The sequence below is a fragment of the Chthoniobacter flavus Ellin428 genome (assembly GCF_000173075.1).
GTDB lineage: Bacteria > Verrucomicrobiota > Verrucomicrobiia > Chthoniobacterales > Chthoniobacteraceae > Chthoniobacter > Chthoniobacter flavus.
In genome coordinates this window covers 12,227-26,826 of sequence record NZ_ABVL01000006.1, presented here as the reverse complement: position 1 = coordinate 26,826, position 14,600 = coordinate 12,227, and the positions used below count along the sequence as shown (strand labels likewise).

Here is a 14,600-nt window from a genome sequence, read left to right as displayed (position 1 = left end):
TCTGTCGGTGCAGGGAATACGTTGAATCGAGGAAGCGACGGAGCGCTTCCCTCCAGTTCCATTTCTACGCGCGGCGCTCCTTGATCGCAGCGAGGAGGTCGGCGATGACTTCGGCACGCGGTTTGGCACCGAGATTGCCTTTGCCGTGGACACGGACGCTGACGTTGCCGGCTTCCAGGTCGCGGTGGCCGAGGACGAGCATGGTGTGCACTTTCATCTGCTCGGCACTGGCGATCTTGGCTTTGATCGGGTCGCTGCTGGAATCGAGGTTGGCGCGGACGCCCGCGGCGCGGAGCTCGGCCTGGATGGCCTTGGCGTAATTGACGAGCGGTTCTTCGTCGCCGATGGGCAGGACGCGGACTTGCTCGGGGCTGAGCCAGAGCGGGAAATTGCCGGCGTAATGCTCGATGAGGAAGCCGACGAAACGCTCGTGCGTACCGAGCGGCGCGCGGTGGATGCAGAGCGGGGTCTTGCTGGTATTGTCGCGATCCTTGTAGGTGAGGCCGAAGCGCGCCGGGACGGCGAAGTCCACCTGGTTGGTGGCGATGGTGAATTCGCGACCGATGGCGCTCCACACCTGCACGTCGATCTTCGGGCCGTAGAAGGCGGCTTCGTTCGGCACCTCGATGAAGTTGATGCCGGTGCGCTGGAGAACGCCGCGAACCATGTCCTCGGTCTTCAGCCAGAGCTCGGAGTTATCGACGAATTTCTGGCCGAGTTTGGCCGGATCGTGGGTGGAGAAACGCATCACGTATTTGTCGATGCCGAAGATCGCGAAATACTTGAGATACATCTCGTTCACCGCGCGGAACTCGCTCTCGAATTGTTCCTCGGTGCAGTAGATGTGGGCGTCGTTCATCTGCATGGAACGCACGCGCATGAGACCGAAGAGTTCGCCGCTCTGCTCGTAGCGATAGCAGGTGCCGTATTCGGCGAGGCGCAACGGCAGGTCGCGATAACTGCGCGGCACCGCAGCGAAGAGCTTGTGGTGGTGCGGGCAGTTCATGGCCTTGAGGTAGTAGCGGTCGGGCGGAGCGATTTTTGATTTTGCCTCGTCAATCCCCATATCTAGAAAGAGCCGCTCAAGAGCGATCTTACTAGCGTCCCCAAACTGCTGCTCGGGAATAGCACGGAAGAACTCTTCAAACTCAGCCTCCATATCGACATAGCTACCGGAGGTATGAGTTCCTTTCGCCTTCCGGTATGCTTCACGAAGATATTCCTCGCTCTCATCGAAACTTAGTCGCTTGAGCGTGAAATCGATGAATCCTTCGGAGCCCTTTGCATCTTCCCGGAGCTCCATCGGCGGGAACATGGACTCCGCGTAGTACGGCAGGTGCCCGCTGGTGAGATACATGTTCTCACGCGCCAGGACCGGTGTGCGCACGCGGTCGTAGCCGCCGGCGAATTCGGTTTCCTTGGCCAGCTTCTCCAGTTCCTCGATGAGCACGGTGCCGCGCGGCAGCCAGAGCGGGAGGCCGGGGCCGACATCGTCGTCGAAGCAGAAGAGCTCCAGCTCCTTGCCGAGCTTACGGTGGTCGCGCTTCTTCGCCTCCTCCAGCATGGTGAAGTAGGCTTCCATCTCGGTCTTGTTCTTGAAAGCCGTGCCGTAGATGCGCTGGAGCTGCGGATTCTTTTCGTCGCCCTTGTAATAGGCGCTGGCCACGCTGGTCAGCCTGAAGGCGCCGATATTGCCGGTACGCATGACGTGCGGGCCGGCGCAGAGGTCGAGGAAGTCGCCATTTTTGTAGAGCGAGATTTCTTCGCCCTCGGGAATGTCGGCGAGGTTGCCGATCTTGAATTTCGAGACATTGCCCGGGCGCTCGCTGAGACCGCCGAGACGGCCGGAATTGGCCAGGGCGATGGCTTCGTCGCGCGAAACGGCGGTGCGCTCGAAGACGTGGTTCGCCTTGATCTCCTTTTTCATCTCCTCCTCGATCTTCAAGAAATCGTCCGGTGAAATGCGGTGCGGCATTTCGAGGTCGTAGTAGAAGCCATTTTCCACCGGCGGACCGGCGGCAAACTGCGCCTCCGGCCAAATGCGCAGGATGGCCGTGGCCAGGACGTGCGCCGCGCTGTGGCGCAGGCGTTCCAGGTCGGACATCTGGTGGCGTTGTTCGAGTGTTTTGCGTTCTTCAGCCATACAAGGAAAAGGAAAAGGGAGCCGAAGATAGGTTTTGCGTGGAGACGCCGCAAGTGCGGAGGGAAAACATCGGAGGGATGCGCTCCTGCGCGTTCCCACGTTTTTTGGGCGAAGGTGGTGGGCCTGCCGTCTTGGTCCATGAAGCGTGGGAACGCGCGGGAGCGCGTCCCTCCGTTAGCGGAGTTCGTTTAACTCGCCTTGATATGGCCACGGGTCAGGCGTGACGACGAGATTGGCTCGGACGGGATTTTGGCGCACGTAGTCCCATTTTTCGTCGTAGCGTTCATCCGAACGTAGCTCTCTGTCCCAGTGGTCGCGTTGGAAGACCGGTTTTTCTGCAGCGACAGGCCACGCTTTGGTGAGCTGGCTTTTCCAATACTGCATCCACTTCTCAAGAGTGCACCCGGGATCGGACGGTGCGCAGAAGAAATGCGCGTGATCGGGCATAATGACGTAGCGACCGACCAGCCAGAAAGTGGCGGCGGACCAGATCTGGCGTAAGAGCGCATGGGCCGCGTCGTTCGCCAGACATCGCTGCCGGTCCTTCGTCACAACCGTTACGTAGATGATGATCGAGCGGTTACCCGCGAAGTAGGGAGAAAGGTGAATCGGACGCTTGCGACCAGCCATCGGAGGGACGCGCTCCTGCGCGATCCGTGTTTGTATGTGTAACGATTGCGGAGTGCCAGCTTGGATTCGAGCGAGCCAAAGAAAAATTGGGGCACGCTCAGGAGCGCATCCCTCCGTGGTTGCCGCGCGGATGTGCTATCTCACTTCCCCACGCAATACACCGCCTGCGGAGTGCGGATGAAGAGGTCGCCGCTGCTGATGGCGATGGTCGCGCGCGTACCTTCGCTGTCGCCCATGGGGATATTGCCCAGGACCTCGAACTTGTCGCCGGCGCCGACGACGAAGACGTTGTTGCGTTCGTCGATGAAGTAGAGCTTGCCGTCCGCGGCGACAGGGGAGCTGCGGACCACGGCGCGCGTGGGAATTTCACCCTGCCATTTCTTCTCGCCCGTCCTGGGATCGAGCGCGGAGAGCGTGTGCGAATCGCCATCGAGGACGAAGAGCTTGCCGTTGTAATAGACCGGCGTGCAGACGTCCGGGGTGTGCCGCTCATCAAATTTCCACGCCAGTCCCTTCTCGCTGATGTCGCCCTTCATGTCGGTGCGGAAGGCGAGCAGTGGTCCTTTCTTCGGGCCCGCCGCAATCGCCAGGCCATCGACGCTCACCGGCGAAGGGACGGAACGCATATCGCCGCGCTGGGTGGGATTCAGGCCGTAGCCACGCCACAATTCCGCGCCGGTGGCGGGATCGTGCGCACTCAAACAATCGCCGCCGGCAACGAGCAACTGCACCTTGCCATCCTTGCCCACAGCGGGTACCGGCGTGCCGAAACTCTCCTGCGATTCATCGTGCGCGGTGGAGGTCCGAGCCACTTTCCAGATGTTCTTGCCCGTAGCCGGATCGAGGCAGAGCAGGAAACTCTCGCGCGCCGGATCGCCGCCGGCCTGGCCGGGATAATCGGCCGGCGCGGGATTGCGCTGGAGCACCTGGAGATAGAGGCGGCCTTGGAAGAGCAGCGGGCTGGAGCCGTAAATCCAGTTGAACGACAGGCGGCCGTATTCCGAGGAAAGATTGCGGTTCCACAGGACCTTGCCGCTGAAGTCGAGGGCGGCGATGTCGCCCGTGCCGAAGACGACGTAGACGGTCTTGCCATCGGTGACCGGGGAGCACGAAGCCATGTTGGCGCGGCCCTTGGTGATGTCGCCGGTGGCGATCTGCTTTTGCCAGAGCACCTTGCCGTCCTTGCGATTCAGCGCGATGAGCGCCAGGTTCTTGTCTGCATCCGGGCTCACCACAAAAACAGTGTCACCCCAGACGATCGGCGAAGCGCCGCTCGGCCCGGGCATGGGGGCGGTCCATTTCACCGTGTCGCGCGTCCAGGTCGTCGGCAGGCCGGTCTCAGGCGAAGTGCCATTGAGCGCCGGGCCGCGCCATTGCGGCCAGTTTTCCGCATGGACGACGAGCGTGGAGAGGGAGAGAAGGGCGAGGGTCTGGAGGGTTTTCATGCGACGGTGGACGGAGGAGATAGCCGAAGAATGGCGCAAGATGAAACCGGAAAAGCAGCGCGGCCTTAGCCGCCAAAGATGGCTTGAGGAGGAATGGCCGCAAAAAGGCACAAAAGACGCAAAAAGAAGAGAGCAGCCGCCGGATTTCTTTGGCGGTTTTTGCGCCTCTTTGCGGCTGCCTCCGGTTCCTGGCGGCTCCGTTCTTTACAAGGCCAAGGCGACCAAATCCCCGTTGTTGTTCCGGCAATAAACGTGGCCATTCGCCACGGTCGGCTGCACCCAGCATCGGCTCGGCAGGACATGCTGGTGCAGGAGCGGCTTGAAACCAGCGGGGGAGGTGTCGCCGATGACCAATTCGCCCGGTTCGGTCAGGACGACGAGTTTGCCGTCCGCGATGACCAACGAACCGCCACCCAGCTTCTGTGACCACTTCACGTTGCCGGTGGCGAGGTCGAGGCATACGAGCGGGGATTTCGGGTTTGCCTGGTTATCGACCCCATAAATCGCCCCCTGCCACAGCGCCGGGGAATTGACATGCGAGCGCAGGTTCTTGTTGCGCCAGAGCTCGTTTACGCCGCTCTCGGTGACTTCCAGCAGCGCACAGCCGGCGTTGTAGCCGGAGGTGACGAAGATGCGATTGCCGCTGACCAAGGGCGTAGCGGCGTTGATGTCCCATTCCGTTTTCCATTCGTGCCGCCATAGTTCCTTGCCGGTCTGCGATTCGAGACCCACAAGTTGGTTGGACTTGAAAAGCACGAGCGTCGGTTTGCCGAGGATATCCGCCAACACCGGCGACGCGTAACCCAGGTCGTCGTCGCCGCTCTTCCACACCACGTTGCCGTTCGTCTTGTCAAGCGCCATGGTCGAGCCGCCCTTCGCGCCGACTTCGCAGATGAGCGTATTGCCCACCACGAGCACCGACGCGGCGTAGCCGTAGTAAGGCCGCTTCCCGCCGAAATCGCGCTGGTAATGTTTATACCAGAGCGGCTTGCCGGTCGCGATGTCGAAGCAGAAAAGATCGCCCTGATGGCTCACCGTGTAGAGCCGGTTGCCATCCACCGTCGGCGTCGAGGCGGTGCCGCCCTCGAAGCTACGCTTGTCCACATTCAGCGGGTATTCGTATTTCCACAGGACGCGACCGCTCTTCGCGTCGAAACACCAGACGGCGTCGTTTTGCTGCACGTTGCCCATGGTGAAGACGCGATCACCGCTCACGGTGATCGATGACGCACCCGTGCCGACATTCGCTTTCCACAGTTCGCGCAAGCCGCCCATGGGCAGAGTGCCGATTTTTTCCGGGGACACGCCCGTTTCGGAGGGGCCGCGATAGAAGGTCCAGTCAGCCATGGCTGCCGAACCGAGCAAACAAACAAACGCCACGAGAAGGAGAGGGCGATTCATGCGACTACTGCTACGGGGATGACAAGACGGAGTCAAACCACGGAGTTGGCCACAAAAAAGCGCAAAAGACGCAAAAGGGGAATCCTCTGACCGCCTTCCTTTTTGTGCCTTTTGCGCCTCTTTGCAGCTATCCGAATTTTGCGGTTAACGTTGACAGCGCGCGCACCAGCGGGTGGTGCGGCCGCCGATCGTCGCGGTCTTCAATTGCAGTCCGTCGCGCGGGCATAATCCTTTGTTCGTCCAGCGCTGATGAATGAGCCAGTCCTCTGGCGGATCGGAATAATCCTTGCCGATGGTATCCAGCGAGACCTGGCAGATCTCGCGCGCTTTTTCCCAAATTGCGGCGATCTGTTTCCTGGACAACTTCCCGCAGAGCGCACGCGGATCGATCCGGGCCTGCCAGAGAATCTCATCGGCCATCCAATTGCCCACGCCCGGAAAAGCCGTCTGCACGAGCAACGCCGCCTTCACCGCGAGCCGCGCACGGCGCTTCAGGAATGCGCTCATTCGCTCCAGCGTGAACTCCGGCGACGTCACCGCTGGCGGCAGCTTCGCCCACCACTCCGGCTCAGCGCGACCTTCGTGGAAATGCACGCGCCCGAATTGCCGCGGATCGCTGAAGACCAGCGATCGCGCGCTCTGCCGGAGCACGAGGTGATCATGCCTGCCTGGCTCAAAGTCTTTGGCCTCGACGCGTAGCTCACCGCTCATCCCGAGGTGAACGCCCAGCCAGACGCCACCGGAAAAGCGGAAGCACATCAGCTTCGCACGCGCCTCGGAACCGGTATACGCCGCGCCTTTCAGCGTGGCGGCGAGGCGTTTCGTATCGACGCCGCGAAAAATGCGCTTCCCCGCATGCAATTCCACGGCGGTAATCTTCTTCCGCAGGCCTGCGTCCCACTCCTTGCGGTAATACTCAACTTCAGCGAGCTCAGGCACGGCTTAGCTGATGAATCGGATGGAACACGGATAGCGGTAGGCCACGCCCTCGTTGGCTTTGACCGCCGCGATGATCGTTACGATGATATCGAACAGCCACACCGCCGGCAGCAGCACGATGCCGACGAGAATGAGAATGGCCAACCCGGCGACAATAAAGGCCAGCGTCATCGTGATCTGAAAGTTCAGCGCCTCCTTTCCCTGGTCGTTGACGAACGGCATCTCGTCCTTTTTCAGGCACCAGATGATCAAGGGCCCAGCGATGTGGCCGAAGGGAATCAAATGCCCGGCAAAGGTGCTGAGATGAGCAAACATGGCCATGTTGCGAGCGTCCTTGTCTGGAAGGTCCATGCCACGAGTTTGCCGCGCCTTGAGCTGTTGGACAACTGTAAACGCGCTCCACCGCCACTGGAAAAATACCCAGAACCAGCTTAAGAAAAAGCCTTTCGGGATACTTACGCCCGGAGAGATTCTTCATCCTTCCGCCTTCATCCTTCCGCCTTCATCCTTCATCCTTTTCCACCATGCCCACCTATATTTACGAGACGACTAATCCGAAGAAACCCGTGCGCCGTTTTGAGGTGCGGCAGAGCATGAAGGACGAGCCACTCACCAAGGATCCCGAGACCGGAGAGCCCATCCGGCGCGTCATCAGCGGCGGGCTCGGCTACATGAGCAAATACAATACGCCCAAGCATGCCGACATGCAGCGCCAGATGGGCGGCGGCGGAGGTTCGTGTGGATCCGGTTGCGGCTGCCATTGACGCGCGACGCGCACTCGCCTTTCATGCGCGTTCCCGTGGAAACATCCGCCAACCCCACCCCTGCGCGGTCCCCGATGGGACCCATCTTCCTCACGATCTTCATCTCGATGATCGGCTTCGGCATCGTCATCCCGGTGCTGCCCGTCTACGCGAAAAGCGCACCCTTCAAGCTCGGCCCCACCGAATTGGGCTGGCTCGTCGGCATCTTCTCGCTCGTCCAACTCTTCTCCGGCCCGATCATCGGCAAAATCTCCGATCGCGTGGGCCGCAAACCGGTGCTGCTGGTCAGCATCATCGGCACCGCCATCGGTTATTTCATTACCGGCGGAGCCTCCGCGGCGTGGATGCTCTTTCTCGGGCGCATTATCGATGGCGGCAGCGGCGGTAACATCGCCACGGCGCAGGCTTGCATCGCGGATGTTACCCCGCCGGAGCAGCGCTCGCGCGCCATGGGTCAGATCGGCGCCGCGTTCGGCCTCGGTTTCATTCTCGGTCCGGCCATCGGCGGCTTGCTCAGCCTTTATTCGCCTTCCCTGCCCTTCTACTTTGCCGGCGCGCTTTCCGTGCTGAATGCCGTGCTCGTATGGGTGCGCCTGCCGGAAACCCTGACCGAAGAAAAACGCCTGCACCCCAAGGAAGCCTCCCCGCTGGGCGAAGTCTTCGCCGAAGGCCGCGGCCGCTTCATCGGCCTGCTGCTCGCCGCCACCCTGCTCTCCACGACCGGCTTTGCCTTCATCCACCTGCTCTTCGCGCTCTTCTGCCAGGATCACCTTCACTACGACATGCGCCATACCAGCTACGCCTTCGCCTATGTCGGCTTCATCGCCGTGCTCGTGCAGGGCGGTCTGCTGCGCCGCTTGCCGATGGATCGCATTGAAAAACCCGTCGCGGCCTTGGGAGCGGTCTTGCTCGCCATCAGCCTGTATCTGCTCCCGCGAGCGGATACCACGGGAGCCTTTCTCTGGGTCACCGCCCTCATGGCGCTCGGCAATGGCCTGCTTGTCCCGACACTCACCGGCATGGCCTCGCGGCACGTCCACGGCCGCGCCCAGGGCCGCGTGCTTGGCCTAAACGCTTCCGCGGGTGCGCTCGGCCGGTTCCTCGGTCCGGCGCTGGCCGCGCTCCCGCTGCCGGCGGCATTTTCCGACTGGGATCGCCCGCTTGCGCCCGACGTCCTCGCCATCGCGAATCACAGCTACATCGTCGCCTTCAGTGCGAGTGCCGGCATTATGGTGGTCGCCTTTCTGATCATCCTCGCGATGAAGCCGCTCGATTTCAAAACTCCGGGCGAAGACACAGGCGTGGCGACGGCATAGCCGGTCGCTCGCCCGATCATCAATGAAAGGCGCCAACCGATTCTTCCGACTCGCGATGGCGCTGCTGATCTTTTTCTTCTTCTGCGTCGCTCTTTGGGTCTGGGCGTTTTATCTGCGCTACAAGATCCATTTCGGATGACCACACATGTTCCCGCATTTTTCCCCGACCGCTTTTTCCGCAAAAGCGTAACAGAAAAGGGCTCGGAAAATCGTGGTCGCAACACCACACCTTCCCACCAACAACATCACTCACCCCACCTCATGCCCATTCCTCTCGAAGACAAATTCAACGACATCGTCGGCAAAGCGATGCGCGGTCTCAAGCTCAGCGACAGCCAGGTCGCCGAGAAATCCGGCGCGGACGCCGCCGCCATCAATGCCCTGCGTGAAGGCGAGTGGAACGAAGCCTCCGCCCGCCAGGTGGCTCCGGTGCTGCATCTCGGCGCCGATGCCTTGGCCGCTTCGGGCAATGAAAGCTGGGCGCCACAACCCGTGGCGATCGACGGCCTGGCGCAATTCAACACGCCCTACGAGGACATGACCGTGAATTCCTACCTCGTGTGGGATCCGAAGACCGGCGAAGCCATTGCCTTCGACACCGGCGCGGACTGCAGTGGCATGCTCGAGCTCATCGCGCAGAAGAAGCTCAGCGTGAAATACGTGCTCCTTACGCACACCCACGGCGATCACATTTTCGACCTCGACCGTCTCAAGGAAAAGACCGGCGCGCCCGCCTTCGTCGGCGAACGCGAGCCCATCGAAGGCGCGGAGTCCTTCGCCGCCGGACGTACCTGGACGATCGGTTCGCTGAAGATCGAATCGCGCCTCACGTGGGGCCACTCGAAGGGCGGCATCACCTTTGTCGTCACCGGCCTCGCGCAACCCGTCGCCGTCGTGGGCGATGCCGTGTTCGCCGGCTCCATGGGCGGCGGCGGCGTGAGCTACGCCGACGCGCTGGCCACGAACAAAAAGGAAATCATCAGCCTTGCCGACAACACCATCATCGCTCCCGGCCACGGCCCTTTGACCACGGTGGGTGAAGAGAAAAAGCACAACCCGTTTTTCTCGTAAGAGTTTAAGCGCATGTGCGACGACGGGGCCGAATGAAAATGACGAATGTCGAATAACGAAACCTTCGCGTTCGGTCGTCAAATTCGTCATTCGTTATTCGTCACTCGTCATATCCCAACCTTCCCATCATGACTGAAAAAATAGCGTTCGTCGGAGTCGGCCGCATGGGGTCGAACATGGCTCGCCACTTGAAGGATGCGGGTTTCGCCATCACCGCCGTCTTCGATCAACATACCGCCGCCGCCCAGGCCCTCGCCGGGGAACTCGGCTGCGCCGCCCCGGCCACGTTGCCGGAGGTCACTTCCGCCGCCGACATCATCATCACCGTCGTCAGCGATGACGAAGCGATGGACGACATCTTCGGCTCCGTCGGGTGTGGTAGCGATTCGCTGCTCGGCACCAAGAGCGGCGTGACCGTCGCGGAGGGCAAGCTGTTCATCAATTGTGCCACCGTCTCGCCCGGCACCCACGAACTCGTCGAGACCCGCGCCACCGAAGCTGGCGCGCAGAGCCTCGAAGCCTGCATGGCCTCAAGCATTACGCAGGCCCGCGAAGGCACGCTGTATCTCATGTGCGGCGGCAAACAATCGGCCTTCGATCGCGCGAAGCCGCTGCTGGAAAAGCTGGGCAACTCCGTGCGTTACATCGGCCCGACCGGTTCGGCAGCCAAGGTGAAGGCGCTGGTCAACATGGTGATGAATATCAACACCGCCGGTCTGGCCGAAGGTCTCGGCCTGGCCAGTGCGCTCGGCTTGGATCTCACCCTGGTCCGTGAAGTCTTCAGCCAGACCGGCGCCGCCTCACGCGTGCTGGTGACCGATGGCGAAGACATGCAAAATCGCGACCATAGTTGCTTTTTCAGCGCCGCCCACGCGGCCAAGGACAGCACCATCGCGGTGACCCTCGCCCATGAGCAGGGCCTCGAGCTACCCATCGCCGAAGCCACCAAGGCGCAATACGACAAGATGGTCTTCGAAGGTCTGGGCGAACTGGACAAATCCGGCATCGGCGAACTGACCTTCAAGGACCGGCATTTGGGGAGATAGTATAAGAAAGACTTCCCGGCGAGCATCTCTCAGGCTATGTGTAAGTAGTTTCATGAAGCGGCGCCGCTCCCTCCCCATCTTTTTTGCGCTCACAGCAGTCCTGCTGTGCCTGTCCGCCGTGGTGAGTCTCGCCGTGCCGAAACCGCCCTCTCCGCCGAAGCCGCCCAAGCCGAATGACGACGCGGCGGCTTTGCAACTGCGCGCGCACGCGGCCGCCCAACAGCATCTCCTCCAGCAGCAGGAAGCCACCGCTTCGCACCACCAACTGCTGGAAGCCTCGGCCGCGGCAGCGCAACATCACCTCTCACAGCAAGCGGCGGCCGCGGCCGCCCACCATCATCTTTTGCTCAACGTCGCGGCCGCAGCGGCCCGGGAGCACCTTCTCACGGCGGCAGCAGCGGCAGCGCATGAGCATCTGTTGCTGCAAGAGCGGGAATCCGCAGCCCACGCGCATCTCATCCTCGTCCAGGCAGCCGCCGCTTCGCATCATCAGCTCCTCCTCGCCGTGGCAGCCGCGACTGAACATCACCTCTTGCTGGAGCAATCCGCGGCCGCGGCTCATGCGCACCTTCTTCTCTCTGAATCCGCGGCCAGTGCGCAGCACCATCTCCTCGTCGCCGCGACTGCGGCCGCGCACGCCCACCTCTTACAGGAAGCCACCGCCGCCGCGGCCCATCACCACTTGCTCCTCACGGCATCGACCGCGGCTTCGCATCACCTCCTGCTCACCGAAGCTTCCGCCGCTGCGCATCATCTGCTTTCGACCGCATCGGCCGCTGCCCACTCGCACCTGCTTCTCGCATCAGCGGCCGGGTCCGCGCACCATTTGCTTCTGTCTTCCGCCGCGGCCGCACATTCGCATCTGCTGCTCGAGACCACCGCCAGCTCAGCGCACCATCTGCTTTCGACCGCTGCCGCCGCCGCGCATTCACACCTGTTGCTCGAGACCACGGCCAGCTCGGCGCATCATCTTCTCACTACGTCGGCGACGGGTACGCATGCCCATTTGCTCCTGGAAAACACGGCCGCCGCACAGCACCACTTCCTGTTGCTGAACGAGGCCTCCACCGCCGCGCATCAACATCTGTTGCTGGTGGAAGCCCAGAGCGCGCGCGCCCAGTTGCTCGTCGCCGCCTCCGCCGGAGCGCATCACTTCCTCCTCCAGGAGCAGGCCAATGCCGCGCAGAGCCAGTTGCTCCAGCGCCAGAACGTCGCCGCGCAACAACAGCAGCATCTCCTCGTCAACCAAAACGCCGCCAATCAGCAGCGCCTTCTGCAGCAGCAAGCCGCCGCGCAACAATCGCAACAGCACCTCCTGCTTGCCCATGAAGCGGCCGCGGCGGCGAATGCGAATCACAACCAGCAGGAAGCCCAAAGCGCCCTGTTGCAGCAGGCGGCCCAACGCGGCCCCTTCCCGCCCGGTATCTCGACCACCGGACAGCTTCCAAAGCCGCCGGTCACCACGATTCAGCCAGGCGCTGCGCTCGGCCCCGGCGGTGCCGGCCCCGGCAGCGCGCTCCACAACTGAGCAGCGCGGCTCTTCTCCTGGTCACGTCCACGACCATCTTGCGTCTCCGTTGGTCACCACTTAGCTTCGGGCGATGACGCAATCATTCTGGCAGCGGCCCTTGGGCCGGCAGAATTTCAGGCTCCTGACCGCGGGGAAATTCTCCCCGCGGAGCGTCGTCAATTTGCCTTCACTTTCAGCGAACGTCGGTCTCAGCCCGGAGGGCTGCTGGACCGTAGCCGGGGGTAAGCGAGCTTGCGAGCGCCACCCCCGGAAGACACCCTCAAAACGGATGCACCCCGGAGGTGGTGCGGGAATTTCTCACTATAGGGAGTTTCCTCCACCCTTTCAGGGTGGCTTCTGTGGAGGACAAGTGTCCGGGGGTGGCACTCGCAAGCTCGCTTTACCCTCGGCTACGGTCCTGTGTCCCTGCGGGACAACCAGCCGTTTCACCGCAATCTTGCCCTCGTTGGCCATGAAGGAAAATCCGGGACACATCCACTGACTCTTATGAAGACACTATTTTTTGACAAAGACGATACCGGCGCGGGCGCGATTCCCACGCGCGACCAGGTCCGCCTCGAGGATACTTGGGATCTGACGCTGCTTTATCCCACGCCGGCCGATTGGCAGGCCGCTTTTGAAAAGCTGCAGCAGGACTATCCGAAGGTCGCGCAATGGAAAGGACGCGTCGGGGAATCGGCGCAGACCCTGCGCGATCTGCTGGAGTTTGAGAAAGCGCTCAGCCTGACCATCGAACGCCTCGCGCACTACGCCTCGTTGCAAACTTCGGGCGACAGTTCGGATAACGTGAACCTGTCGCGCGAAGCGCAGCTCGAAAACCTCTTCACGCTGATCGGCGAATCGCAGGCCTTCGTCGAGCCGGAGATCATGGCCATTTCCGACGAGGCCTTCGAGGCCTACCTGCGCGAGCCCGCGCTGGCCGAGTGGATCACCCCGCTGCGCAAGCGCCGCCGGCTGAAGCCGCACACCTTGAGTACCGCGGAGGAACGCCTGCTGGCGCTCGGCTCGAGCGCCTTGGGTGGACATAGCGAGACCTTCTCGCAACTCACGAATGTAGACATGGTCTTCGGCAAGATCACTGACGAGAAGGGCGTCGAGCGCGAGCTGTCGCAGTCGAGTTACGGCTCGTTCATGGTCAAGCGCGACCCGGAATTGCGGAAGAAAGCGTGGCACCAATTCTACGCCGAGTTCGACGCGCACAAGTTCACCGTCGCCTCGACGCTCGCGAGTTCCATCAAGTCCGACGTCTTCCGCGCCCGCGCGCGCAATTATTCGAGCGCCCGCGAAAACGCGCTCTTCCACGACGACGTGCCGGTGAGCGTTTACGACAATCTCATCTCCACCGTGCGGGCGAATCTCAAGCCGCTCTTCCGTTATCTCGAACTGCGCCGCCACGTGCTCGGGCTGAAAGAGATCCACGCCTACGATACCAACGTGCCGATCGTGGCGAACATCGAGGCGGATATCTCGTGGGATGAGGCCTGCGACAAGGTGCTCGCCGCTCTCGCTCCGCTGGGCGAGGAATACGTGCAGACCCTCGGCAAGGGCGTGCGCGGACGCTGGTGCGATCGTTACGAAAACAAGGGCAAGCGCAGCGGTGCGTTCAGTTCCTCGAGCTACGGCAACCCGCCGTACATCATGATGAACTACAAGCACGACGTCTTCTCCGACGTCTATACGCTCGCCCACGAAGCCGGCCACTCGATGCACACGTGGCACTCGCAGCGCTCGCAGCCGTTCCAGACCTACGATTACCCGATCTTCCTCGCGGAAGTCGCGAGCACGTTCAATGAAGAGCTGCTCACGCATCATCTGCTGGAACACACCGAGGACAAGGCGATGCGCGCCTATCTCATCAATCGGCAGATCGATGACATCCGCGCCACGGTCATTCGGCAGACCATGTTTGCTGAATTCGAGAAGGTCGCCCACGCCCGGGAAGAAGCCGGCGAACCGCTTACCCTCGAAACGTTCCGCGGTATTTATCGTGAACTGCTCGAAGCGTATTTCGGCCCCGATTTCGTCATCGACAGCGCGCTGGAATTGGAGTGCCTGCGCATCCCGCACTTCTACAGCGCCTTCTACGTCTACAAGTACGCCACGGGCCTGAGCGCCGCGGTCGCACTCGCCGGCCAGGTGCTCGAGACCAAAGACGCGACGCGTTACCTCGGCTTCCTCAAATCGGGCGGCTCGGAGTTTCCGATTCCGACGCTGCAGAAAGCGGGTGTCGATATGTCGAGCCCCGCGCCGGTCGAAGCGACGCTGCAGCTTTTCGCGCGGCGGGTGGAAGAGCTGGAAGGACTCTTGAGTTAGC

Annotated in this window: 12 protein-coding genes; 6 read left to right on the top strand and 6 right to left on the bottom strand. The window is 61.8% G+C overall.

Annotated features, from left to right (window positions below):
• Window positions 1–64: 64 nt before the first annotated feature.
• From CFE428DRAFT_RS11580 to CFE428DRAFT_RS11555, 6 genes are all read right to left on the bottom strand, one after another.
• The gene (locus CFE428DRAFT_RS11580) at window positions 65–2,143 is read right to left on the bottom strand and encodes a threonine--tRNA ligase (RefSeq protein WP_006979721.1); all 2,079 of its coding nucleotides are present in this window, start codon (window positions 2,141–2,143) and stop codon (window positions 65–67) included.
• A 174-nt stretch (window positions 2,144–2,317) separates the two neighbouring features.
• A complete protein-coding gene (locus CFE428DRAFT_RS11575; RefSeq protein ID WP_006979720.1) occupies window positions 2,318–2,773 on the bottom strand; it encodes an REP-associated tyrosine transposase in 456 nt (151 codons plus the stop codon).
• Between the two features lie 140 nt (window positions 2,774–2,913).
• The gene (locus tag CFE428DRAFT_RS11570; protein ID WP_006979719.1) at window positions 2,914–4,218 is read right to left on the bottom strand and encodes an outer membrane protein assembly factor BamB family protein; all 1,305 of its coding nucleotides are present in this window, start codon (window positions 4,216–4,218) and stop codon (window positions 2,914–2,916) included.
• Between the two features lie 204 nt (window positions 4,219–4,422).
• Entirely contained in the window at window positions 4,423–5,619 is a 1,197-nt protein-coding gene (locus CFE428DRAFT_RS11565) for a PQQ-like beta-propeller repeat protein (protein ID WP_006979718.1), read from the bottom strand.
• A gap of 144 nt (window positions 5,620–5,763) precedes the next feature.
• On the bottom strand, window positions 5,764–6,558 hold the full coding sequence (locus CFE428DRAFT_RS11560; protein WP_006979717.1) for an Fpg/Nei family DNA glycosylase: 795 nt from the start codon (window positions 6,556–6,558) through the stop codon (window positions 5,764–5,766).
• 3 nt (window positions 6,559–6,561) lie between these two features.
• The gene (locus CFE428DRAFT_RS11555) at window positions 6,562–6,909 is read right to left on the bottom strand and encodes a DUF4870 domain-containing protein (protein ID WP_006979716.1); all 348 of its coding nucleotides are present in this window, start codon (window positions 6,907–6,909) and stop codon (window positions 6,562–6,564) included.
• Between the two features lie 173 nt (window positions 6,910–7,082).
• Here CFE428DRAFT_RS11555 and CFE428DRAFT_RS11550 point away from each other — a divergent pair, with 173 nt between their 5' ends.
• The 6 genes from CFE428DRAFT_RS11550 (at window position 7,083) to pepF (ending at window position 14,599) form a co-directional block, all read left to right on the top strand.
• Window positions 7,083–7,322 carry an FmdB family zinc ribbon protein gene (locus CFE428DRAFT_RS11550; protein ID WP_006979715.1) on the top strand — a complete coding sequence of 80 codons (240 nt, stop codon included), beginning with the start codon at window positions 7,083–7,085 and terminating at the stop codon, window positions 7,320–7,322.
• A gap of 74 nt (window positions 7,323–7,396) precedes the next feature.
• Entirely contained in the window at window positions 7,397–8,638 is a 1,242-nt protein-coding gene (locus CFE428DRAFT_RS11545; protein ID WP_006979714.1) for an MFS transporter, read from the top strand.
• A gap of 261 nt (window positions 8,639–8,899) precedes the next feature.
• On the top strand, window positions 8,900–9,709 hold the full coding sequence (locus tag CFE428DRAFT_RS11540) for an MBL fold metallo-hydrolase (protein ID WP_006979712.1): 810 nt from the start codon (window positions 8,900–8,902) through the stop codon (window positions 9,707–9,709).
• Window positions 9,710–9,837: 128 nt separating this feature from the next.
• Complete coding sequence (locus CFE428DRAFT_RS11535) at window positions 9,838–10,755, top strand: NAD(P)-dependent oxidoreductase (protein WP_006979711.1); 918 nt, start codon at window positions 9,838–9,840, stop codon at window positions 10,753–10,755.
• A gap of 52 nt (window positions 10,756–10,807) precedes the next feature.
• Complete coding sequence (locus tag CFE428DRAFT_RS11530; RefSeq protein WP_006979710.1) at window positions 10,808–12,283, top strand: hypothetical protein; 1,476 nt, start codon at window positions 10,808–10,810, stop codon at window positions 12,281–12,283.
• 489 nt (window positions 12,284–12,772) lie between these two features.
• Window positions 12,773–14,599, top strand: a complete 1,827-nt coding sequence (gene pepF / locus CFE428DRAFT_RS11525) for an oligoendopeptidase F (RefSeq protein WP_006979709.1) — start codon at window positions 12,773–12,775, stop codon at window positions 14,597–14,599.
• Window position 14,600 lies beyond the last annotated feature (1 nt).

Bases quoted from the DNA above. Each gene is read 5' to 3' on its own strand.
- pepF (WP_006979709.1), top strand. From the start codon at position 12,773: ATGAAGACACTATTTTTTGACAAAGACGATACCGGCGCGGGCGCGATT.
- CFE428DRAFT_RS11535 (WP_006979711.1), top strand. From the start codon at position 9,838: ATGACTGAAAAAATAGCGTTCGTCGGAGTCGGCCGCATGGGGTCGAAC.
- CFE428DRAFT_RS11580 (WP_006979721.1), bottom strand. From the start codon at position 2,143: ATGGCTGAAGAACGCAAAACACTCGAACAACGCCACCAGATGTCCGAC.
- CFE428DRAFT_RS11565 (WP_006979718.1), bottom strand. From the start codon at position 5,619: ATGAATCGCCCTCTCCTTCTCGTGGCGTTTGTTTGTTTGCTCGGTTCG.
- CFE428DRAFT_RS11575 (WP_006979720.1), bottom strand. From the start codon at position 2,773: ATGGCTGGTCGCAAGCGTCCGATTCACCTTTCTCCCTACTTCGCGGGT.
- CFE428DRAFT_RS11545 (WP_006979714.1), top strand. From the start codon at position 7,397: ATGGGACCCATCTTCCTCACGATCTTCATCTCGATGATCGGCTTCGGC.
- CFE428DRAFT_RS11550 (WP_006979715.1), top strand. From the start codon at position 7,083: ATGCCCACCTATATTTACGAGACGACTAATCCGAAGAAACCCGTGCGC.
- CFE428DRAFT_RS11530 (WP_006979710.1), top strand. From the start codon at position 10,808: ATGAAGCGGCGCCGCTCCCTCCCCATCTTTTTTGCGCTCACAGCAGTC.
- CFE428DRAFT_RS11570 (WP_006979719.1), bottom strand. From the start codon at position 4,218: ATGAAAACCCTCCAGACCCTCGCCCTTCTCTCCCTCTCCACGCTCGTC.
- CFE428DRAFT_RS11555 (WP_006979716.1), bottom strand. From the start codon at position 6,909: ATGGACCTTCCAGACAAGGACGCTCGCAACATGGCCATGTTTGCTCAT.
- CFE428DRAFT_RS11540 (WP_006979712.1), top strand. From the start codon at position 8,900: ATGCCCATTCCTCTCGAAGACAAATTCAACGACATCGTCGGCAAAGCG.